We start from the raw sequence: 24,172 nt of genomic DNA, 5'->3' as shown, positions 1-24,172 counted from the left end.
AAAATTTAAATCCATTTTATTGAAAATCCATTTTTATATCTTAAATCTATATATTCTATACTTTTATTTAATAATTTAGATTCATTAATAATTAAATTATAAAAAGTAACAAATCTATTTAATCTATTAATAATGTTTTTTTTTCCCAATTTTAAAATTATATTATTTTTAGTTTTAATAGACCATGAATTATTTTTACTAATTTTTATATAATTAATATTTAATTTAATACTAAGTAATTTATTTTCTATTTTAATAAAATTATTTATTTTTTTTATATCTATATAATTAGATATTAATATTGGTATATTATCTATATTTTTTAATATACTGAATATATTTAAATTTTTATCGATAAATAAATTACTATAATTTAATCTAATTAATGGGTTATATTCTAATATATTTACATATAATGTGTTAGGATATTTTTTTTTTATTATTATTTTTTTTATACAATAAATTTTTTCTATTTTTTTTTTTATATTTAATATATCTAAATTTATAAAATTATATTTAATATTTAAATCTAAAATATTATTTATATATGAATTTTCTATAAAATTTAAATTATTAATTTCTAGTATAAATATGTATTTTTTATTTAATAAAATATTAATTTTTTTAAAAAAAAAAAATATAATAAAAAAATTAAATATTAATAATAAAAATATACTTATTTTTCTAAAAATAATATTATTATTTTTATTTTTTATATAAAAAAAATTATCCATAAATATTATTAAATACTATTAATTATATTATTTATTGAACCCGCGCCTTGTATTAAAAATACATCATTTTTTAATAAAATTTTATTTAATATATATAAAATTTCATTATTATTTATATAATATACAATATTACTATTTTTTTTTTTTATATTTATATATAAATCATAACTACTAATATTAAATGTATTTGATTCTTCTGCTGAAAATATATCTACTAATATTAAAATATCAACTTTTAATAAAACATTAATAAAATCACTAAATAAATCATATGTTCTTGTATATCTATGAGGTTGAAAAATCATAATTAATCTTCTATTTAAAAATATATTTCTAATATTATTTATTATACTTAGTATTTCATTAGGATGATGACCATAATCACTTATTATATCTATATTATTTAAATTTTTATTATTTATTTTTTCTATTATTTTTTTATCTTTAATTATTTCAAATCTTCTATTTATACCTTTAAATTCTCTTAAAGATTTAAGTATAATATCTATATCTATATTTTCTATTAATGATAAAGATATAGCAGCTACTGAATTTAATATATTAAATTTACCAGAAATGTTATTTAATATAACTTCAATACTATAATTACATAAATTATTTTTTAATATAAATGAACTATAATTTAAATCTAATTTATTTATTTTTTCTATTTGAATATCAGATTTTTTATCAAATCCATATGTTATAAAATTAGATTTTACTTTATTTAAAATATTCTTTATATTTATATCATCTATACATAATATTGATTTTCCATAAAATGGTATATTATTTATAAATCTTAAAAATGATTTCAATATATTATTAAAATTATTTTCATAATTTCTTATATGATCATTATCAATATTAGTTACTATTAATGATATTGGATTTAAGTATAAAAATGATAAATCGCTTTCATCTGACTCTAATATAAAATAATTACTTTTTCCCAAATTTATATTTTCATTATTTTTTAAATATCCCCCATTCAAAAATGTTACATCTATTTTATTTTTAATAAAAATATCTATTAATATTGACGTTGTAGTAGTTTTACCATGAGATCCTGATATAGATATACCATGCCTATATCTCATAATTTCTTTTAAAATTTCACCTCTATTTATTATAGGTATATTTAATCTTTTTGATTCTAATATTTCAATATTATCTTGTTTTATTGAATTAGATGGTACTACTATATCTATAGTATTAGATATATTATTTTTATTATGATAATTTATATTAATTCCTAATTTTATTAACTTATCTGTTATATAATTATTTGATATATCAGAACCGCTTATATTATATCCTTCCTTATATAAAATTTCTGCTATACCTCCAATCCCTATCCCTCCTATTCCAATAAAATGTATATTTTTTATATTTTTTAAAATAGTTTTATTCATATTAGTGATTTTATCTCATTTATAATATTATTATTTGGATTTCCAATATTTATATATTTAAATTTTCTATGCATAGAAAGTAATTTATTATTTTCTATTAAATTTAATATATATTTATATATTAAATTTATATTAAAATCATTTTGATTAAAAATTTTAGCAACTCCTATCTCTTCTAATTTTAATGCATTAAAATATTGATGATTATCTTTACTATTAAGCGGTATAAATATTGCTGGTAATTTAGCATAAATTATCTCACTTACTATTAAAGCACCAGATCTACTTATTATAATATCAGCCCATTTATATGAATAATAAATGTTATATATAAATTCATCTATAGAATATAAATATTTGCATATATTTAAATATTTATATTTTTCTATTATTTTAAATTTATTACCTATACCTACTTGATGCCATATATTAACTGAATTTGATAATTTATTAATTAATAAAGGTATATTTTCATTTATAAAATTTGAACCTTTACTTCCTCCAATTACTAATATATTTATTTTTTTTTTTTTTATTAAATATTTATTATAAGAACATTTTATATTTAAAATATCATTATTTATTGGATTTCCAGTAATAATATATTTTTTATCATTATAATCAATCCCTTTTAATAATTTATTAGCAAATCCTTTTAAAATATAATTAGTAGTTCCTAATATAGAATTCTGTTCATGTATTATTATAGGTATATTAAATATATAACCTGATATACATACTGGTAATGATATATAATTACCCATACCTAATATAATATCAGGTTTTATTTTTAATATTATTAAAATTGATTCAAATATTGATATTAATAAATTTATTGGAAAAAATATTTTATTAATTATAGATAATTTTCTAAAATTTTTTATAGATATCTTTTCTTTTTTTATTTTAATATTAATATTCATATTTAAAAAAACTATTCCATCATCATTATATATCCAAAATACATCAAAATTTTGTTTTAATAACTCATTAGCTATTATTAAACCAGAAAATATATGTCCTCCACTTCCATTAGTAGTTATAATTATTTTTTTTTTCATTTTTATTTATAACTTGAAATTTACTTTTTAATTTATTTTCAAAATCTATTCTTATTAAAATAAATATAGATATAGAAGTAATTAATAAACTAGAACCTCCATAACTTATAAGTGGTAAAGTTATACCTTTAGTTGGTATTATACCTATTGCTGTTCCTATATTCATATTAGTTTGTATATTTATCCATATCCCTATAGAATAAGATATTATACTTTCAAATATATTATTAAGTCTAATTGATTCATTACCTATACGTATAGCTTTAATAGATATAAAAAATATTAATAGTATTATAGTTAATGAAAATAAATATCCGAATTCTTCAGATATTATTGAAAATATAAAATCATTATAAGATTCAGGTAAATAATTCATTTTTTGTATAGAATTACCTAAACCCCTGCCGAATATCCCACCTCTTCCATATGAAATAAAAGATTGAATTAATTGATAACCACTATTAAATGGATCTTTCCATGGATTTAAAAATGCTATTAATCTAATTAATATATATTTTTTATTTAAAATTTTTTTTATAAAAAAAGAAAATACAAGTAATATATAAAATATACGTTTTATATTTATATTCAATATTATAAGTACACTTAATATAGTTAATAATAATATTAAAAATGTACCTATATCAGGTTGAAATAATAATAATAATAATATAATAAAAAAAAATAAAAAAAAGTATTCTATTTTACATAATTTATTATCTTCACCTTTAATATAATTAGATAAACAACTGGAAAAATAATTTATTAACGTAAATTTTATTAATTCTGAAGGTTGTATTGTTAATATTCCTAATTTTATCCATCTTCTAGAGCCGTTTATTTTTTTACCTAAAATCAAAGATATTAATAATAATACTAAATTTAATAATAAAATATGAAACGAATAATAATTCCATATTTTAATAGGTAAATTTAGTATTATAGGAGATAATATAAATATTAATAATATTATTAATATAGTTTTTTTTACAAAAAATAAAATATCTTTAGATAATTTATATCCATAAGGCATAGATGATGATATTATCATTATAAATCCAAAAGATATTAAAAATAAAAATATATTAAATAGTTTTTTATCATATAAATTATTATTATTTTTTATATAAAACATATTTATTAATTAATGCTATTTACTAATGAAATGAATTCATCCCCTCTCTGTTCAAAACCTCTTTCTTTATATTGATCTAATGAAGAACAGCCAGGAGAAAATAACACTACATCTCCAGATTTAGTATTTTTTATTAAAAAATTAAATAATTCTTTTAAAGTTTCGAATAAAAATGATTTTTCAGGAATAAAATTATATATATATTCTCCATCTTTTCCAAAACAATATATTTTTATATTTTTTAAACTATCTAGATATTTCATTAAATCAGAAAAATCTAATGATTTTTTATCTCCACCTATTATAAGATGTAATGTTTTATAATTAATTATATTTTTAACTGCTATATATGTACTATCTACATTAGTAGATTTAGAATCATTTATCCATTCTATATTATTTTTATTACTTATAGTTTGAAACCTATGATTTAAACCTTTAAATTCTTTTAATACAGATATTTGAGATTCTCTACTAATACCAATTGTATCTGTTATTGATATAGAAGATAAAGAATTTATATAATTATGCATTCCATTAATTTTTATATCTGAACAATTAATTATATTTTCATCTTTATTAAATAAGAATTTATTATTATTTATATTTTTTATAAAATAATCTCCTTTATTTTGTCCAAAACTTATATATTTAGAATTATTAAATTTAATTAATGGATAAGTATTAATATCATCAATATTAAATATACAATTAGATGAATTTTCAAATATTTTTAATTTTATATTTTTATATTCTTCAAAATTATTATGTCTATCTAAATGATCTTGAGTAATATTTAATATTGATGATGTTTTTGTTTTAAATATATTACTTATATTTTCTAATTGAAAACTAGACATTTCTAAAACATAATAATCATATTTTTTATTTAATAAAGATAATACTGGAGTTCCTATATTACCTCCTAAAGCTACATTTAATCCATGTTTTTTTAACATATAATAAACTAAATTTACAACTGTACTTTTACCATTAGTACCTGTTACAGCTATTAAATTACTTAATGGACTTATTTCTTTACAAAATATATCTATATCACTTAATATTTCTATATCTAATTTTCTCGCTATATTTAATTTATCCAATTTTATATTTATACCTGGACTTATAACTAATAAATCAGAACTTTTTATTATATTATCAATCTCATTATTATTTTCTCCTAAAAATACATCTATATCTCTTGTTACAAAATCTATATATCTTGGATTATTTTTAAAATCTATAACTCTTATATTAGATTTTTTATTTTTAAAAAAATCTATTAATGATAACCCAGTTCTTCCTAATCCAAATATAGTTACTTTTTTATTTTTATATGTATTTTTCATTTTACTTTTTCATTATTGCTAATATTGATATTATAAATAATATAAATGATAATATCCAAAATCTAAATGATATTTTAGATTCATGAATACCTTTTAATTCAAAATGATGATGTATAGGTGACATAAGAAATATTCTTTTTTTGTTAAAATATTTATAAGTAAATACTTGTATTATCACAGATAAAGATTCTATTATTAATAATAAACCTGATATTAATAATAAAAGCTCTTTTCTAAATATTATATGTATTAATCCTATTAAATATCCTATAGATAACGATCCAACATCACCTAAAAAAATTTCAGAAGGGTATGAATTATACCATAAAAATCCTATTATTGACCCTATAGTTATTGAACATATAGTATATATGTTATTATTAGGTATATGTATTATATTAAAATATTTAGATAAATATAAATTTTCTGATATAAATGATATTATAATTAATAATGTTAATATAAATATTGATATTACAGATATTAATCCATCTAATCCATCTGTTAAATTTACTGAATTTATACTTCCTAGTAATGTAAAAAAAGATATTAAATAATATATGAATTTATTTATATTTACATATTTTTTTTTATAGAAAGGTATAAATATTACTTTTTTATTTATTTTTAATTTATTTATTATTATATAATATAATACTATTTGAAATAGTAATTTATATCTAGGATAAATACCATCTTTTTTATTTAAAATCTTTATAACATCATCTATTAATCCTAAAATCGAGTTTAATAAACAACTTATTATAATATATAATATATTTTTATTAATTTTAGTATAAAATAATAAATTTATTAAAATAGATGTAATTATAGATATCCCTCCCATAGTTGGGGTATTTTTTTTTATATAATGACTTTTTGGTCCTTCATATCTTATATATTGAAAAAATTTTTTTTTATTTAATATAAATTTAATAAATTTAACTAATATTAAAGATGTAAAAAAAGAAGTTAAAATACTAAATAATATTTTAGTTATATTCTTATACATTTTATTTTATTTAAATAAAAATAATATATTATTTACTAATTCATCTAAGAGATTAGTTCTTGATCCTTTTATTAAAATTGATATATATTTATGTTCATTAAATATATTTTTTATACTATTAAATAGATCTTTTTTATCATAGAAATGATTTTTACCATTAGTTATAAATTTAGACAATTTACCAAAACTAAAAATTTTATTTATATTATAATTATTATTTTTAATATTTAATTTTATATCTATATGATATTTAATTTCATCACATCCTAGTTCATTTAAATCACCTATAACAAAAATTTTATATCCAGGCATTTTTTCTAATACTTTTATAGCAGTATATATAGATCCCATATTTGCGTTATAACTATCATCTATTAATATTATCTCATTATTTCTTAAAAAATATGGATATAATCTTCCTATAACACCATTAAAATTTTTTATTCCATTATATATACATTCTAAATTTATTCCAGAAATTATAGATAATGAACTTGCTGCTAATATATTATATATATTATGGATTCCTAATATATTAAATTCAATTATTTTATTTCCAATAGGAGTATTTAAAACAAAATTTGATTTAAATTTATTTAAATTTATATTACTTGCATAAAAATCTACATTCTTATTATAATTTAATGAAAAAAATAATGGTGATTTACCTATATTAATATTTAGATATTTCCAATTATCCCAATTATTATTATCATAATTAAGTAATATTCTTCCATTATTTTTTAATCCATAAAAAATTTCTCCTTTTGAGTTTGATAGAATTTCAAATGTTTTAAAAAATTTTAAGTGTGATATATATAAATTATTTATTAATATTAAATCTGGATTTATTATTTTTATTGATTCATAAATTTCATATGGAGTATTAGCTCCTACTTCTATAATTACATATTTATCAGTTTTTTTAATATTTAATATTGTTAATATAACACCTATATTATTATTATTATTTTTATATGTATAAGTTATATTATTTGAATAATTATTTATTATATTATATAAAATTTCTTTAACAGTAGTTTTGCCACAAGATCCAGTTATAGATATAAAAAATGATTTTGAAATTTTCCTTATATAAGATGCAATATTTTTTAATGCTAAATATGTATCTTTAACTATTATTTGAGGAATATTTATATTTTTTACAAATTTAGATACTATTATTGATTTAGCGCCATTTTTTATTGAATCTTGTATAAATTCATGACCATCAAAATTTTTACCTTTAAAAGCTATAAATATACAATTATTTTTTATTTCTCTAGAATTAATTGAATATGTTAATATTAATATATTTTTATTACAATTTAATAATTCACCATTCACTATTTCAGATATTTTATATAAATTTAATTCAAACATTTTACTATTTTTTTAACTAAATGAATATCAGAATAAAATATTTTTTTATTTTTTATTATTTGATAATCTTCATGACCTTTTCCTAATATTAAAATAATATCATTTTTATAAGAATTTTTTATTGAATATCTTATAGCATCTTCTCTATCTAATATAACTTTGTAATTAGATTTATTAAATCCTTTTTTTATATCATTAACTATATTATTAATTTCTTCATTTCTTGGATTATCAGTAGTTATAATAGAAAAATTTGAGTATTTATTTACTATTTTAGCCATTATTTTTCTTTTTTTTTTATCTTTTTCTCCCCCGCATCCAAATATGCACCATAAATTATTTATACATCTATTTTTAATTGATTTTAAAACTTTATTAAAAGAATCTGGAGTATGTGCATAATCTACTATAATTTCTACATCATTATATTTTGTAGAGTTTAATCTTCCACATGGAAGTTTTAAAAAATTTACTAATTTTAATGTATTTTCCATTGGGAATTTAAAAAAATTTAGTATAAGTAATGAAATTAGTAAATTATTTATATTAAAGATTTCACAAAATTTACTATCTAGTTTATAAATATTAGAATCTTTTTCAAATATAATTATACTATTTTCTTTAAAAATTTTTATATTAATAATTTTTAATACTTTTTCTTTAAATACATTTTTATTATATGTTAATATATAACATTTATCTTTAAGTAAATTATATAAATATTTTCCAAATTCATTATCATAATTTATTATAGAAAAATTTACATTATGATCTTTAAATAATTTAAGTTTGGATTCTTTATAATTTTTCATATTTTTATGAAAATCCAAATGTTCATGTGATATATTTGTAAATACAGCTAATTTTATATTTAAATTTTTTATTCTGTTTTGATATAAACTATGAGATGAAGCTTCTATTAATATAAATTCATTTTTTTCTTTTACTTTATTATATATTTCTTTATATATATCAAATGGAGAATCTGTTGTACATTCAGTTTTTATTAAATTATCATATTTTCCATTCCCTAATGTTCCTATTAATGAACAATTTTTATTTAAAAGTTTTAATAACTGTGATGTTAAAAATGTTATAGTGGTTTTTCCATTTGTGCCAGTTATACATATTATATTAGTTTTTTTACATGGATTATTATAAAACAATCCAGCTATTTCAGATAAATTATTTCTTAATAAATAAAATAAAACTATACATATATTATTAATAAAATTTATTTTATTATGTAAATTTATATCATCAGTTTCTGATATTATTATAGATGCTCCTTTTGATATAGCTTTATTTATATATTTTCTACCATCATTTTTATACCCTATAACAGCAAAAAATGCACAATTAAAATTAACTAATCTACTATCTAACACTATATTTGATATTAAAATGTCAGGAATTCTATTATCTATCCATTTACTTAGTAATTTTCTTATTCTAAAATTTTTCATATTAAATATTTAATCTTAAAGCTTCTTTCATTATTTCTTTAAATATAGGAGCTGCAACTAATCCTCCATAATATTCTTTAAATCCTGGATCATCTAACATTACTAATAAAGAAAATTTTGGATCATCAATTGGAGCAATACCTGCAATATATGAAATATATTTATTAACATATTTTTTATTAACTATTTTTTTAACAGTTCCTGTTTTTACAGCTATTTTATATCCTTCAATTAAAGCCCTAGTTGCGCTTCCTCCTTTATACGTTGTTTTTTCCATCATATTTATTATTTTTTTAACTATTTTTTTTTCAAAAATTGGTTTTTCTTTTATATTATTATTATTTCTTTTTAATATAGTAATAGGTTTATAATTTCCAAAATTACCTATAATAGAATAAATTTTAGATATTTGTATTGGTGTTAACATTAATCCATATCCATATGATAATATTATTTTTTCTATTTTACTAAAATTTCTTTTTTTGGGTAAAAATCCTTTATTTTCTCCTATTAGCTCTATATTTGTTAATTGACCTACTCCAAAATTTTTATAACAATCAACTATTAATTTAAAAGGTATAGATAATGCTATTCTAGATATACCTGTATTACTAGATTTTGAAAGTATATTAGACATTGATAATTCATTACTTTTAAAAGAATCTTTTATTTCATAACCATTTACATTGTATGGAGTTGTATCAATTTTTATATTTTCATTAATTCCATATTTTAATGCAGTTAATAATACTAATGGTTTTATTATAGACCCAGGTTCAAATAAATCAGTTATTGATCTATTTCTTACAAAATTAGTATTAAATTTTCTATTATTGGGATCAAAAGATGGATAGTTAACCATTGCCAATATTTCACCAGTTTTAATATTAGTTAATATTATAATTCCATATTTAGATTTATTTGATAATATATATTCATGCATTTTATTAAATGCAAATGATTGTATTTTTTCATCTATACTTAATACTATATCTTTATTTATGAAATTATTATATTTATTTTTATATTCTATAATATTTCCAAATTTGTCTTTATGAAAAAAATTTTTATTATAGTTATTTAATATATTATTAAATTTTTTTTCAATCCCTTCTATTCCTATATTATCTATATCAGTTAATCCAACTATGTTTGATGTAAATTCTTTATATGGATAATATCTTATATATTCATTTTTTATATATAATTCCTTTATATTTAATTTTATTATAGATTGTATTAACTTATCATTATTTACATTTTTTAGTAAACATAAAAATTTTTTATTTGAATTTTTATTTATTATTCTAATTAATTTATTAAAATTCAATGATAATAAATTTGAAAGTTTAAATATTTTTTTTTTTAATGCATCTGTTTTAATATTTTTATTTAATAAATATGAATTAATATATATAGATTTAGTTAATACGCTTACCGCTAATACTTTATTATTTCTATCATATATTATTCCTCTTGGTAATATTTTTTCATATTTTCTATATGAAATAGAATTTCCTTTATTATTTAAAAATTTATTATTAAATATTTGTAAGAATGTTATTCTAGAAATAATAATAATTAAATTAACTATTATTATCAATAAAATTATAATTTTATTATCTTCATTCATTATTTTAATATTTTAATATTATTATTGTTAATATAGTTCATATTTAGTATATTTATAGATATCTTTTCTATTCTATTTCTATTTAAAAGTATAGACTTTTTTGTTTTTAATTTATTAAAATTTATTATTAAATTAAAATTTTTATCTATCAATTCTTTTTTTATATTATTTAATTTTTTTACTTTTAAATTAGTATTTAAAATTAAAACAGATATAAATATAAAATATATTATTAATAATATTGTTTTGTTACATAAATCTTTAAGAATTATTAAAAATAAATTATTTTTCATATTATGAAATTAAATTTTTTTAAAAATTCTTAATATTGCGCTTCTAGACGAAATATTATTATTAATTTCTTCTTTTGAAGGTTTTATTTTTTTTATCATTTTAATATTATTAAATTTTTTATTAAATATATTATATTCATTATTATTAAATGGAATTTTTTTTAAAAAATCATTTTCTATATTTTTAAATTTATTTTTTATTATTCTACCTTCTAATGAATTAAAACTTATTATTAATAAAATCCCATTTTTTGATAAAAAATTATTAATATTGTTTAATATATTATTTAATTCATAAAATTCATTATTTATATATATCCTTATAGCTTGAAATGATTTTGTAGCAGGATGAATTCTAGTTCTTTTATTTCTTTTAATATAAGAAATTATATTAGCTAAATCTTTTGTGCTATTAAAAAAAATATTTTTATTTCTTCTTTTTATTATTTCTGTTGCTATTTTTTTTGCATATTTCTCTTCACCAAAATTTTTTAATACATATGTTATATTATTAATTGATGCCTTTTTTAACCATGAATAAGCACTTATTCCATAAGAATCATTTATTCTCATATCTATTTTTTCATCTTTCATAAAAGAAAATCCTTTTCCTGAATTTTTTATTTGATACATAGATAATCCAAGATCTATTAGTATACAATTTATTTTTCCTAAAATTTTTTTTTTGTAAAGAATATTATATAATTCTGAAAAGCTACAATTTATAAATTCAAATCTATTATCATTAATTTTTTTTGATAATTTTAATGACATATAATCTTTATCTATTGATATCAATTTACTATCATTGCTTATATTTTTTAATATTTCATTTGTATGACCTCCTGTTCCAAATGTTGCGTCTAAATATATACTATTATTTTTTATATTTAAATTATCTATTACTTCATTAACCATTACTGGATTATGTAATTTATTCATTTAATTTCTAAATATTATTCTTCCTTTGCTTAAATCATATGGAGTTATTTCTACAGTAACTTTATCTCCTATTAATATTTTTATAAAATTTTTTCTTATTTTTCCTGATATATAAGCTATTATTATATTTCCATTTTCTAATTTAACTTTAAATTTCATATTAGGTAATGTATTTATAACTATTCCTTTCATTTCTATATTATTCTTCATTCTTTTACTGTTATTTATTTAATAAATAATATATAATATTTTATATATTTTATTAATTTTTTTTTATATTATAGTGTTAAATTTTATATATAAATTATTTATTTTATATTTATTTTTAATAATATTTAGTTATAATTATAATGATTCTAGTTTATTAACATTTAATAATAATAAAATACTAAATTTTGGAGGAAAAATAGGATCAAATATTTCAGATATATTATTTTTAATATTTGGTTTTCCTATGTATATTATACCTTTAATATTATTTTTTTATCCAAAGTATAATAATAATAAATTTGATTTTTTTTATAAATTATTAATTAAAATTTTTGGTAATATTTTATTATTAATTTCTTCTTGTTTATTATCTGAAATTTTATTTAGTTCATATAATAAAATTAGATCAGGAGGGATTATAGGATATATGATATTAGATTTACATAAAAAATATTATTTTAATAATATTTTTTATATTTCTGAATTATATATAATATTATTAATAATTAGTATTAAATTAACATTTAAATAATTTTAATTAAAATGAAAAGTATAAAAATTACTGTAGTTACTTTATTAATTTTAGTACTTCTTAATGATATTTATGTTGCCTATGCATCAGATGATGCTATTTTAAGAAATAGAATATTTAAAATAGATAATTTTAAATCTGAATTTAATCAATTTATAAACAAAAATAATAATGATATAAATATAGGAAGTGGTTACTTATATATAAAAAGACCAAATATGTTTAAATTTCATGTAATTAGACCAATTGAAAGTATAGTAGTAACTGATGGAGTAGAAATATTATTTTATAATCCTTCTATGAATATAGCAATAAAAAGAGAATTATTTGATATAAATAATGTAATTTTAGAAATACTATTAAATAGTAGTTCTAATTTTTGGAAAAATTTTAGAATTTTTAGAGATAAGGATACATTTTTTATATTTCCTAAAAATAAAATAAAATATAATAATTTTATTATAAATATAGATAAAGAAGGCGTTATAAATGAATTTAAAATTTTTTTAAGTAAAAAAAAATATATTAATTTTGTTTTAAAAAATCATGATTATGATGAATTATCAGATAAATTGTTTGATTTATCATTACCAGAGAATGTTATAATTGATTAATATTTAAGAATTTTGAATGATAGATTATAAATTAATTTTAAATAGTTGTAATTATATTTTAGAAAATTTAAAAAAAAGAAATTTTAATTTAAATATAAAATTTTTTAAAAATTTTTTTTTAAATAAAAAAAATATACAAATTAATATAGAAAATTTAAGAAAAAAAAAAAATATTCTTTCAGAAGAAATAAGAATATTAAAAAATGAAAATAAAAATATAGAATTTTTAATAAAAAAATCTATAGAAATAGGAAAAATATTATCTAAATTAAAAATTAAGTTTATAGAAATTAATAATAAATTAAATGAATTTTTACTTAAAATACCTAATTTAATAGATAATGATGTTCCAATAGATATATATGGAAATAAAAATGTTGAAATATATAAATATGGATATATAAAAAATTTTAATTTTGTTATAAAAGATCATATTTCTTTAGGATATATTAATAATGGTTTAGATTTTAAATCATCTTTAAATATATCAGGATTAAAAACTGTAGTATTAAAAGATAATATTGCTCTAATGAATAGAGCTTTAATTAACTTTATGTTAGATGTTCATAATAAAAATGGATATAAAGAAATATATGTTCCATTAATTTCTAATATTAAATCATTATATGGATCTGGTCAACTTCCTAAATTTAATAAAGATATTTTTTATATAAAAAATAACTCAGAATCAGATAAAGCTTTAATACCTACATCAGAAGTGCAATTAATTAATTTATTTAGAAATAAAAATATAAATTTTAAAGATTTGCCTATCAAATTAGTATCATATAGTCAATGTTTTAGATCAGAATATGGATATTATGGTAAAAATAAAAAAGGATTAATAAGATTAAATCAATTTGACAAAGTAGAATTAATACAAATAGTTGATCCTAACAATTCTGATAATGCATTAGAAGAAATAACTAATGATGCAGAAAATATACTAAAATTACTAGAAATTCCATATAGAAGAATATTATTATGTTCAGGTGATACTCCATTTAATTCATGTAAAACATATGATATTGAAGCGTGGTTTCCTTATAATAATTCATATATAGAAGTTTCTTCTTGTTCAAATACAAAAGATTTTCAATCTAGAAGAATATCATTAAAATATAAAAAAAATAATAAAAAAGAATTTTTACATATTTTAAATGCATCTGGATTAGCAGTAAATAGAACTTTAGCTTCTATTATAGAAAATTATCAAGAAAATAATAATAAAATTAGAATTCCAAATGTATTAATACCATATCTTAATAAGATATATATATAATTATAAAATTTTAAATAAAATGTAATATTATGAATAATATTTTAACTATTAATCCTATTAATGAAATTTATGGTTCTGTAAACTTACCAGGATCAAAAAGTATATCAAATAGAGCATTGTTAATATCAGCTCTTACAAATGAAAAAACAATATTATCTAATATATTAGATAGCGATGATGTTAATTATATGATTTCATCATTAAAAATATTAGGAATAAAAATAAATAAAGTAAGTAGTAATAAAATTGAGATATATGGAAATAAAGAATCTATTATAAATAAAAAAAATGTAGAATTATTTATAGGTAATTCAGGAACTACAATTAGATTTTTAACATCTATATTATCTTTAGGAATAAATAATAATATAACTATAACTGGGAATAATAGAATGAAAGAAAGACCAATAGGAGATTTGGTTGAATCATTACGAATGGGGGGGGCGAATATAAAATTTTTAGAAAATAAAAATTTTCCTCCAATTAATATAAATGGTGGATATTCAGGAGGTTTAATAACTATAAATGGTAATATATCTAGTCAATTTTTAACATCATTATTAATAGTTTCTCCATTAGCTTATAATGATAGTTTAATAAAAATAAATAATAATTTAGTTTCTAAACCATATATTAATATAACTTTATCTATAATGAAATCTTTTGGAATAAATATTATAAATAAAGATTATAAAGAATTTTACATAAAAGGAAAATCTAACTATATATCACCAAAAGAATATTATATAGAAGGAGATGCAACAAGTGCATCTTATTTTTTAGCAGCTGGTGCTATAAAATCAGGACCTGTTAAAGTTTTTGGTGTAGGATCAAAAAGTATACAAGGTGATATAAATTTTACTAATTTAATAAGTAAAATGGGAGGTGATATAAAATTTGGTGATAATTTTATAGAATCTTATAATAGTTCTAAACTATTAAAAAATATAGATGCAGATGTAAATGATATACCTGATTCTGCTATGACAGCAGTTATTTTATCTTTATTTGTTAATGATAAAAAAATATCTATTTTTAGAAATATTTATAATTGGAGATTAAAAGAAACAGATAGATTATCTGCTATGTCCAATGAATTAAAAAAAATAGGCGCTGAAATTATAGAAGGTAAAGATTTTATATCTATAAAACCTCCTAATAAATTTAGATATGCAAATATAGATACATATGATGATCATAGAATAGCAATGTGTTTTTCTTTAATACCTTTATCTGGCATTAAAATTGATATAATGAATCCTGATTGTGTAAATAAAACATTTCCTAATTATTTTGAATGTTTAAAATCAATTATACATTAAAAATTAAAATTAAATAATAAAATGAAAGAATCTTTTATTTCTATATTTAATAAATATAAAAGTAATAATAAATTTAAATGTGGAGATTTAATTAAATGTAAAATATTATCTATAAATAAAAATTATATAATGGTTGATTCTAATTTAAAATCTGAATCTTTTATAGATATAAAAGAATTTTATGATGAAGATGATAATATAGAAGTTAATTTAAATGATGAAGTTAATTTTCTATTAGAAAGTATAGATAATGGAAAGGGAGAAACTGTTCTATCAAGATCTAAAGCAAAATTACACGAAACATGGTTATTATTAGATAATATATATAAAAATAATTTATCAATAAAAGGATATGTAAATGAAAAAGTTAGAGGAGGTTTTACAGTAAAAATATTTAATAAAGATATAAATGCGTTTTTACCTGGATCATTAGTAGGAATAAATTTCTTTAAAGAATTTGAATTTAATAAAAATAATAAAGTAGAATTTAAATTAATCAAAATAGACAAAAGTAATAGTAATATAGTTCTTTCTAGAAAAGCTATATTAGATTTAGAAAATAATAATGAAAGATTAAATGTAATAAAATCATTAAAAATAAATGATATATTAAAAGGAGTTGTTAAAAATATAACTGATTATGGAGCTTTTATAGATTTAGGTAAAATAGATGGATTATTACATATAACTGATATATCATGGAAAAGAATTAAACATCCATCTGATGTATTAAAAATTGGAGAAGAGATAAGTATTAAAATATTAAAATTTGATTTTGAAAAATTAAGAATATCTTTAGGATTAAAACAATTAACAGAAGATCCATGGGATAACTTATTAAATAAATACCCTGTTGGATATAAATTTAAAGGTAATGTTACTAATTTAGTAGATTATGGATGCTTTGTTGAAATAGAGGATGGGATAGAAGGATTAGTTCATACTTCAGAAATGAGTTGGAAAAATAAAAATTTAAATCCTTATAAATTTGTAAAAATAGGAGATAAAGTAGATGTAACTATATTAAATATTGATACTAAATTAAGAAGAATATCTATGGGTATGAAACAATGTAGTATAAATCCATGGGAAACATTTATTAATAAATATAAAATATCTGATAAAGTATATTGTATAATAAAATCTATAACAGATTTTGGAATATTTGTAGAAGTTTGTGATGATAAAATAGATGGTTTAATACATATAACAGATATTTCATGGAATGATGTATCTATAGATTATATAAATAATAAGTACAAAAAAGGAGATAAAATAATATCTTATATAATTAATTTAGATAAAGAAAAAGAAAGAGTTTCATTAGGACTAAAACAATTAGAAGATCCTTTTGATAAGTTTATTTTAAATAATAAAAAAGGTAATATATTAAATGGAAAGGTAATAAGTATAAAAGATAATATAGTATTAGTAAAATTAAATAATAATATAAATGGAAGTTTAAAACTTGAAAATAATAAATTAAAAGAAAATGATATTATAAACGTAAAAATAATTAATTTTGATAAAAAAAATAGAAATGTAGATTTATGCATTTATAATAAAAATTCTAATTTTTCTAATGTAATGACAGAAGCATTTAAATTAGCTAAAAAAAAATAATTATTAATGAGTTATAAAATTAATGAACTAAATAATAAATTTAATAAATTAATAGAAGATATAGATATTATATTAAAAAAAATAGATATTAAAAAATTAGAATATTTATATAAAGAAGTAATTGATAAATTAAAAAATAAAAATAATATTAGTTTTTTTGAACTAAATGAAGAAAAAAAAATATTAAAAAAAAAAATTTCATTTTATAAAAACTATATAAATTATATAAATAATATAAATAATTTATTTGATATATATAAAAAAGATAATAAAAATAATTATTTATTAATAATAGAAAAAAATATAAAAAATATTATTATAGAATTTAATGAAATTGAAATATATTTTTTATTTAAAAATAATGATAATTTACCATGTCTGATGAATATTAAATCAGGATCAGGAGGGGATGAATCACAAGAATGGTCTAATATATTATTTAAAATGTATATAAAATTTTTTGAAAATAAAAATTTAAAATATAAAATAATAAATGAATCTTTAGGGAACATAAATAATAGTATAAAATTAAAATCTATAGAAATATATGGATATTATCCATATGGATGGTTAAAAACAGAAAATGGAATACATAGATTAATAAAAAAAAATTTACTTAATTCTAATAAAAGACATACTTCATTTAGCTCTATATTTGTATATCCTAAAATAAATATTAATAAAAATTTATATATTGATATAAAAGATGTTAAAGTTGATTTTTATAAATCATCTGGTTCAGGTGGTCAGCATGTTAATAAAACAGAATCTGCAGTTAGATTAACACATATTCCTACAGGAATAGTAGTTCAATGTCAAAATTATAGATCTCAACATATAAATAAAGAACATGCTTTAAATCAATTAAAAAAAAAAGTAAAATCATTTAATGATAATCAAATAAATATAAAAAATAAAAATATTGAAAAATCAAAATTTGATATAAGTTGGAGTAATCAAATAAGATCATATTATTTAGATAATTCTTTAATAAAGGATATAAGAACTGGTATTAAAACAAATAATATAAATTCTATATTAAATGGTAAATTAGATATATTTATAATTCCAAATTTAAAATTATTATATAGATAATTATTTTAAAATATGAAAAATGAATTATTAATAAGAAAAAATAAATTATTAAATAGTAAAAATAAAAATTTATTTCCTAATAATTTTAAATCTAAAGATTTAAAATTATTAATTAGTAAATATAAAGATAAAAGTAAAGAAATATTAAAAATAATTAATTTAACAGTTAATGTTTCTGGAAGAATAATATATAGAAGAAAAATAGGAAAGTTAACTTTTATAAAAATACAAGATATAAATGAATCTATACAAATATATATTTCTGTTTCTGAAATAAATCATAAAGAATATGTATATCAAGACAAATTATTAGATATAGGAGATATAATATGGATAAAAGGAATATTATTTAGAACCAAAACTGATGAATTATCTATAAAAGCTAAAAAAATAATATTATTAGTAAAATGTTTAAAATCTCTTCCAGATAAATTTCATGGATTAAAAAAAAATGAGATTTTATATAAAAAAAGATATTTAGATTTAATTTCAAATAAAGAATCTAGATATATTTTTTTAAAAAGATTTGAAATAATAAATGAAATAAGAATTTTTTTAATTAAAAAAAAATTTATAGAAGTTGAAACTCCTATATTACAATCAATACCAGGAGGTGCTGATGCAAGACCATTTTGTACAAAAATAAATTTTAGTAAAAAAAAATTATATTTAAGAATATCACCTGAATTATATTTAAAAAAATTAATTATAGGTGGATTTAATAAAATATTTGAAATAAGTAAAAATTTTAGAAATGAAGGTATATCTAAAAATCATAATCCTGAATTTACTATGATTGAATTATATATGTCATATTCTAAATATGATCATTTAATTAAATTAATACAAGATTTATTTAAATATTTATGTAAAAAAATTTTTAACAAGTATACAATAAAATATAAAAATAATATAATAGATTTTAGTAAATCATTCAATAAATTAGATTTAATAGAATCTATATGTATATTTACTAATATAAGTAAAAAAAATATTAATAATATTAATACTTGTATTGAATTTGCAAAATCAATTGGGTTAAATATTTGTAATGATATAAATAACATTTCATTAGGAAAAATTCAATTAGAAATATTTAAAAAATGCGTTGAAAATAAATTAATAAATCCTACATTTATTTTAAATTATCCAATAGAAGTATCTCCTTTATCAAGAAGAAAAAATTCAAATAAAAAAATAGCAGATAGATTTGAACTATTTATATGTGGTGTAGAAATAGGTAATGGTTTTTCAGAATTAAATGATTCCGAAGATCAATTAAACAGGTTTAAAGATCAATTAAAATATAAAAAAAATAAAAAATACGATTTTAATTATATAGAAGCATTAGAATACGGATTACCTCCAACAGCAGGATTAGGATTAGGTATAGATAGAATAATAATGTTATTAACTAATTCAGATGATATAAAAGATGTGATATTGTTTCCAACAATACATTATAAATAATTTTATATATCTATATTATCAGCAAATACATAATATTTTTCTATAAAATTTTTTCTTGGTTCAACTAAATCTCCCATTAATATAGAAAATAATTCATTTACTGTTTTATTATCTTTTATAATAACTTTTAACATATGTCTATTATCTGGATTCATAGTTGTATTCCATAATTGTTTAGGATTCATTTCCCCTAACCCTTTATATCTTTGTATATATATTTCTTCATATGATTTTTCAATTATCCAATTTAATAAATAATTTATTGTTTTAAAATAAATCTTATCATTTAAATTTTTAACTATTATTTCTCCTTTTATAATTTTATTATAAATTTTTTTATTAAATAAAGTAAATAAATTATACTCATTACTATTTAAAAATATATGATTTATTATATATTTATTTGAAATATTATTAATATTTTCTACTATAATTATTTCATAATTATTTAATGTTAAATTTTTTTTTATATAATAATTATAATATTTACTGTTACTTTTTAAATTTATAAATTTAATAAATTTATCTGACCATTCATTTAATTTTTCATATTCGTCTAATGATTTTATATCTAATATATATTCAAAATATAGTAAACATTCTAAAATAAAATTAGAAAATTTATATAATAATTTTTTTATTATATTTATTATTTTATAAAAATCTAATAATATATTTTCTACATATTCTTTATCTAATATTTCATTATTTATATTTATAAATAATAAATTTTTAATTGATAACTTTATTTGATAATAAACTAATTCATCATTATTAATTAAATATTTTTCAAATTTATTTTTTTTTATTTTATATAATGGAGGTTGAGCAATATATATATGACCTTTATTTATTAAGTCAGGCATATATCTGTAAAAAAATGTTAATAGTAATGTTCTTATATGAGCGCCATCAATATCAGCATCAGTCATTATTATAATTTTATGATATTTTAATTTTTCTATATTAAATTCATTTTTATTTATACCACATCCTAAAGCAGTTATTAATGATAATATTTCTTTAGAAGAAATTAATTTATCAAAACTAGCCTTTTCTACATTTAATATTTTCCCTTTTAAAGGAAGGATTGCTTGATTTTTTCTATTTCTTCCTTGTTTAGCAGACCCTCCAGCCGAATCTCCTTCTACTAAATATAATTCAGATAAAATAGGATTTTTTTCCTGACAATTTGATAATTTTCCTACTAAATTAAATAATTCATTATTATTTTGTATATTTTTTCTTATTATATCTTTAGTTCTTTTTGTAGATTCTCTTATTCTTGCTGATTGTATTATTTTATTTAATATATGTTTTGCATCATCTATATTTTCTAATAAAAATTCCATTAAATTTTCTGATATAATAGATTCTATTATAGATCTTATTTCTGATGATATTAATTTATCTTTAGTTTGAGATGAAAATTTTGGATTAGAAAATTTTAATGATATTATTCCTAATATACCTTCTCTAGTATCTTCTCCTATAATACTTATATTTTTTACTTTATTTATTAATTCTTTATTTATATAAGAATTTATTGTTTTTGTTATTGATGATTTTAATCCTGATAAATGAGTACCACCATCTTTTTGTTTTATATTATTAGTAAAACAATATATAGTTTCATTTGTACCATTTATCCATTGTAATGCAACTTCAATACTTATATCATTTTTATTTGATTTAAAATAAAATATCTTTTGATTTATTAATACTTTATTTTTTGATAATTCATTTATAAAAGATTTTATACCATCTTTATTATTAAAATTATATTTTAAATCTTTTTTTTCATAATATAAATTTATATTTAAATTAGGATTTAAAAAAGATAATTCATTTAATTTTTCAAAAATTATATTATATTGAAACTTATTATTATTTAAAAAAATATTATTATCAGGTAAAAATTTTATAAATGTTCCTATTTTATTAGTTTTTCCTATTATATTTAATTTATCTTCAGGATTTCCAAAAATATAATTTTGTTCATATATATTATTATTTCTATATACTTGCAATTTTAATTTTTTTGATAATGCATTAACTACAGAAATACCTACTCCATGTAATCCTCCAGAAATTTTATATGACAAATTATCAAATTTTCCACCAGAATGCAATGTGGTCATAATTAATTCTGCAGATGATATATTTTCATCTTTATATATATCAATAGGTATACCTCTACCATTATCTTCTACTGATATTGAATTATCATCATATAATATTACATTTATTTCTGTACAATATCCTGATAATACTTCATCAATTGAATTATCTATAACTTCAAAAAACATATGATGTAATCCAGTTCCGTCATAAGTATTTCCTATATACATACCTGGACGTTTTCTTACTGCTTCTAAACCTTTTAATATTTTAATACTTGATGAATCATAATTATTCATTTTAATTTTATAATTTTATTGGCATGATAATATTATTACTATTAATATCATTTATATCTTCTATTCTTATAGAAGATAAATTATCAGAAAAATGTATTTTTATTTTATCACTTTCTAATATATGTAAAACATCTAATATATATTTTGAATTAAAACCAAATTCATAATCACTTTTAATATTACTAGAATCATTTATATTTATAATTTCTTTTGCTTTCTCTTTATAAGAATTAGATAATTTTATAATTAAATTATTTTTATTTATTTTTAACTTTATACAACAAAATTTATTATCAGATATAGATAAAACTCTTAATATTGAATTTTTTAAATTTTCTTTATTTATTATTATAAAATTATTTTTATTTTCTAATATTATATTAATATAATTAGGAAAAGTATTATTCATAATTAATGATAAAAATTTAATATTATTAATTATAATACATATATTAGTTTCACATATATATATATTTATATTATCATATAAATTATCTAAATTATTTAATAATTTATATATTTCAATTACAACTTTTCTAGATAAAAGAATACTAATTTTTTTTTCAGGTCCGTTATTTATATTTACCTTGTAAGAAGATAATCTATGACCATCAGTAGCAACAGAAATTATTTTATTATTATAAATTTCAAAAAATATACTATTTAAATATCTTCTTATATCATTATTACCCATTGCAAATTGAGTTTTTTTTATTAATAAAATTAATGTATTTTTTGATATACATATTTCTAATTTTATTTTGCTTTCATTAAATATAGGAAAATTTATACTACTTAATGTTAAAATATTAAAATTAGATCTATTAAAATTTATTAATAAAAAATTATCTTCTTTATTTATATATATAAATGTTTTAGGTTTTGTAACTTTACATATATTTAATAATTTTTTAATAGAAACTAAAAACTTATCATTTTTATTACATTCTAATAAAGGAATATTAATACTTATTTCAATTTCTAAATTAGTACCAATTATTTTTAAATTTTTATCTTTTATTATTAATAATATATTTTTAATTATATCTAAATTTTGAGTATAATATATTATACTACTTATATATTTTAGTGATCTTATAAGAATATCTCTATCTACACATAGTTTCATTTTTTTTTACTAAAATTAATATAATATTTAATTTTATGATATTATTATT

At 16.5% G+C, this 24,172-nt stretch carries 21 protein-coding genes; 7 read left to right on the top strand and 14 right to left on the bottom strand.

Going from position 1 to position 24,172, the window contains the following annotated elements; all coding sequences use genetic code 11:
• Window positions 1–5: 5 nt before the first annotated feature.
• The 12 genes from NARSGI1_RS00105 to infA are packed head-to-tail and all read right to left on the bottom strand — an operon-like array spanning window position 6 to window position 12,636.
• On the bottom strand, window positions 6–734 hold the full coding sequence (locus tag NARSGI1_RS00105) for a cell division protein FtsQ/DivIB (RefSeq protein WP_130616785.1): 729 nt from the start codon (window positions 732–734) through the stop codon (window positions 6–8).
• Window positions 735–742: 8 nt separating this feature from the next.
• A complete protein-coding gene (gene murC, locus NARSGI1_RS00100; RefSeq protein ID WP_130616783.1) occupies window positions 743–2,149 on the bottom strand; it encodes a UDP-N-acetylmuramate--L-alanine ligase in 1,407 nt (468 codons plus the stop codon).
• Window positions 2,146–3,210 (bottom strand): UDP-N-acetylglucosamine--N-acetylmuramyl-(pentapeptide) pyrophosphoryl-undecaprenol N-acetylglucosamine transferase, encoded by a 1,065-nt coding sequence (locus NARSGI1_RS00095; protein ID WP_130616781.1) that lies wholly within the window; start codon window positions 3,208–3,210, stop codon window positions 2,146–2,148. Before NARSGI1_RS00095 ends, murC begins: the two co-directional genes overlap by 4 nt.
• Window positions 3,182–4,345, bottom strand: coding sequence for a putative lipid II flippase FtsW (gene ftsW / locus NARSGI1_RS00090; protein WP_130616779.1), 1,164 nt, complete (start codon window positions 4,343–4,345; stop codon window positions 3,182–3,184). The genes NARSGI1_RS00095 and ftsW overlap by 29 nt, the downstream gene beginning before the upstream one ends.
• Before the next feature lie 5 nt (window positions 4,346–4,350).
• Entirely contained in the window at window positions 4,351–5,697 is a 1,347-nt protein-coding gene (gene murD / locus NARSGI1_RS00085; protein ID WP_130616777.1) for a UDP-N-acetylmuramoyl-L-alanine--D-glutamate ligase, read from the bottom strand.
• A gap of 1 nt (window position 5,698) precedes the next feature.
• Complete coding sequence (gene mraY, locus NARSGI1_RS00080) at window positions 5,699–6,709, bottom strand: phospho-N-acetylmuramoyl-pentapeptide-transferase (RefSeq protein WP_232513718.1); 1,011 nt, start codon at window positions 6,707–6,709, stop codon at window positions 5,699–5,701.
• A gap of 6 nt (window positions 6,710–6,715) precedes the next feature.
• A complete protein-coding gene (gene murF / locus NARSGI1_RS00075) occupies window positions 6,716–8,092 on the bottom strand; it encodes a UDP-N-acetylmuramoyl-tripeptide--D-alanyl-D-alanine ligase (protein WP_130616775.1) in 1,377 nt (458 codons plus the stop codon).
• A complete protein-coding gene (locus NARSGI1_RS00070) occupies window positions 8,080–9,558 on the bottom strand; it encodes a UDP-N-acetylmuramoyl-L-alanyl-D-glutamate--2,6-diaminopimelate ligase (RefSeq protein WP_130616773.1) in 1,479 nt (492 codons plus the stop codon). Before NARSGI1_RS00070 ends, murF begins: the two co-directional genes overlap by 13 nt.
• A 1-nt stretch (window position 9,559) precedes the next feature.
• Window positions 9,560–11,191, bottom strand: coding sequence for a penicillin-binding transpeptidase domain-containing protein (locus NARSGI1_RS00065; protein WP_130616771.1), 1,632 nt, complete (start codon window positions 11,189–11,191; stop codon window positions 9,560–9,562).
• Entirely contained in the window at window positions 11,191–11,484 is a 294-nt protein-coding gene (locus NARSGI1_RS00060; protein ID WP_130616769.1) for a cell division protein FtsL, read from the bottom strand. The genes NARSGI1_RS00065 and NARSGI1_RS00060 overlap by 1 nt, the downstream gene beginning before the upstream one ends.
• 9 nt (window positions 11,485–11,493) lie before the next feature.
• Window positions 11,494–12,426, bottom strand: coding sequence for a 16S rRNA (cytosine(1402)-N(4))-methyltransferase RsmH (rsmH, locus tag NARSGI1_RS00055; protein ID WP_130616767.1), 933 nt, complete (start codon window positions 12,424–12,426; stop codon window positions 11,494–11,496).
• Window positions 12,427–12,636 carry a translation initiation factor IF-1 gene (infA, locus tag NARSGI1_RS00050; RefSeq protein ID WP_130616765.1) on the bottom strand — a complete coding sequence of 70 codons (210 nt, stop codon included), beginning with the start codon at window positions 12,634–12,636 and terminating at the stop codon, window positions 12,427–12,429.
• A gap of 73 nt (window positions 12,637–12,709) precedes the next feature.
• On the opposite strand from infA, the gene NARSGI1_RS00045 reads away from it, so the two are divergent.
• Genes NARSGI1_RS00045 through lysS form a run of 7 tightly spaced genes read left to right on the top strand, consistent with a single transcriptional unit; the run spans window position 12,710 to window position 20,574 of the window.
• The gene (locus NARSGI1_RS00045; protein WP_172596825.1) at window positions 12,710–13,168 is read left to right on the top strand and encodes a DNA translocase FtsK 4TM domain-containing protein; all 459 of its coding nucleotides are present in this window, start codon (window positions 12,710–12,712) and stop codon (window positions 13,166–13,168) included.
• An 11-nt stretch (window positions 13,169–13,179) separates the two neighbouring features.
• Window positions 13,180–13,782: an outer-membrane lipoprotein carrier protein LolA gene (locus NARSGI1_RS00040; RefSeq protein WP_130616761.1), complete on the top strand. Its 603-nt coding sequence runs from the start codon at window positions 13,180–13,182 to the stop codon at window positions 13,780–13,782.
• 16 nt (window positions 13,783–13,798) lie between these two features.
• Window positions 13,799–15,064, top strand: coding sequence for a serine--tRNA ligase (gene serS, locus NARSGI1_RS00035; protein ID WP_130616758.1), 1,266 nt, complete (start codon window positions 13,799–13,801; stop codon window positions 15,062–15,064).
• Between the two features lie 29 nt (window positions 15,065–15,093).
• Window positions 15,094–16,386, top strand: coding sequence for a 3-phosphoshikimate 1-carboxyvinyltransferase (gene aroA, locus NARSGI1_RS00030; RefSeq protein ID WP_130616756.1), 1,293 nt, complete (start codon window positions 15,094–15,096; stop codon window positions 16,384–16,386).
• A 21-nt stretch (window positions 16,387–16,407) separates the two neighbouring features.
• Window positions 16,408–18,009 carry a 30S ribosomal protein S1 gene (locus NARSGI1_RS00025; RefSeq protein WP_130616754.1) on the top strand — a complete coding sequence of 534 codons (1,602 nt, stop codon included), beginning with the start codon at window positions 16,408–16,410 and terminating at the stop codon, window positions 18,007–18,009.
• Between the two features lie 6 nt (window positions 18,010–18,015).
• Entirely contained in the window at window positions 18,016–19,104 is a 1,089-nt protein-coding gene (locus NARSGI1_RS00020) for a peptide chain release factor-like protein (RefSeq protein ID WP_130616752.1), read from the top strand.
• A 12-nt stretch (window positions 19,105–19,116) separates the two neighbouring features.
• Window positions 19,117–20,574, top strand: a complete 1,458-nt coding sequence (gene lysS, locus NARSGI1_RS00015) for a lysine--tRNA ligase (RefSeq protein ID WP_130616750.1) — start codon at window positions 19,117–19,119, stop codon at window positions 20,572–20,574.
• A 2-nt stretch (window positions 20,575–20,576) separates the two neighbouring features.
• Here lysS and NARSGI1_RS00010 read toward each other — a convergent pair whose 3' ends face one another.
• Window positions 20,577–22,994 (bottom strand): DNA gyrase subunit B, encoded by a 2,418-nt coding sequence (locus NARSGI1_RS00010; protein WP_130616748.1) that lies wholly within the window; start codon window positions 22,992–22,994, stop codon window positions 20,577–20,579.
• A gap of 7 nt (window positions 22,995–23,001) precedes the next feature.
• Window positions 23,002–24,123: a DNA polymerase III subunit beta gene (gene dnaN, locus NARSGI1_RS00005; protein ID WP_130616746.1), complete on the bottom strand. Its 1,122-nt coding sequence runs from the start codon at window positions 24,121–24,123 to the stop codon at window positions 23,002–23,004.
• Window positions 24,124–24,172 lie beyond the last annotated feature (49 nt).

The organism is endosymbiont of Sipalinus gigas, from assembly GCF_004296475.1.
Lineage (GTDB): Bacteria > Pseudomonadota > Gammaproteobacteria > Enterobacterales > Enterobacteriaceae > Nardonella.
The sequence above is the reverse complement of the archived record's forward strand: the minus strand, read 5'-3'. Positions and strand labels throughout refer to the sequence as shown.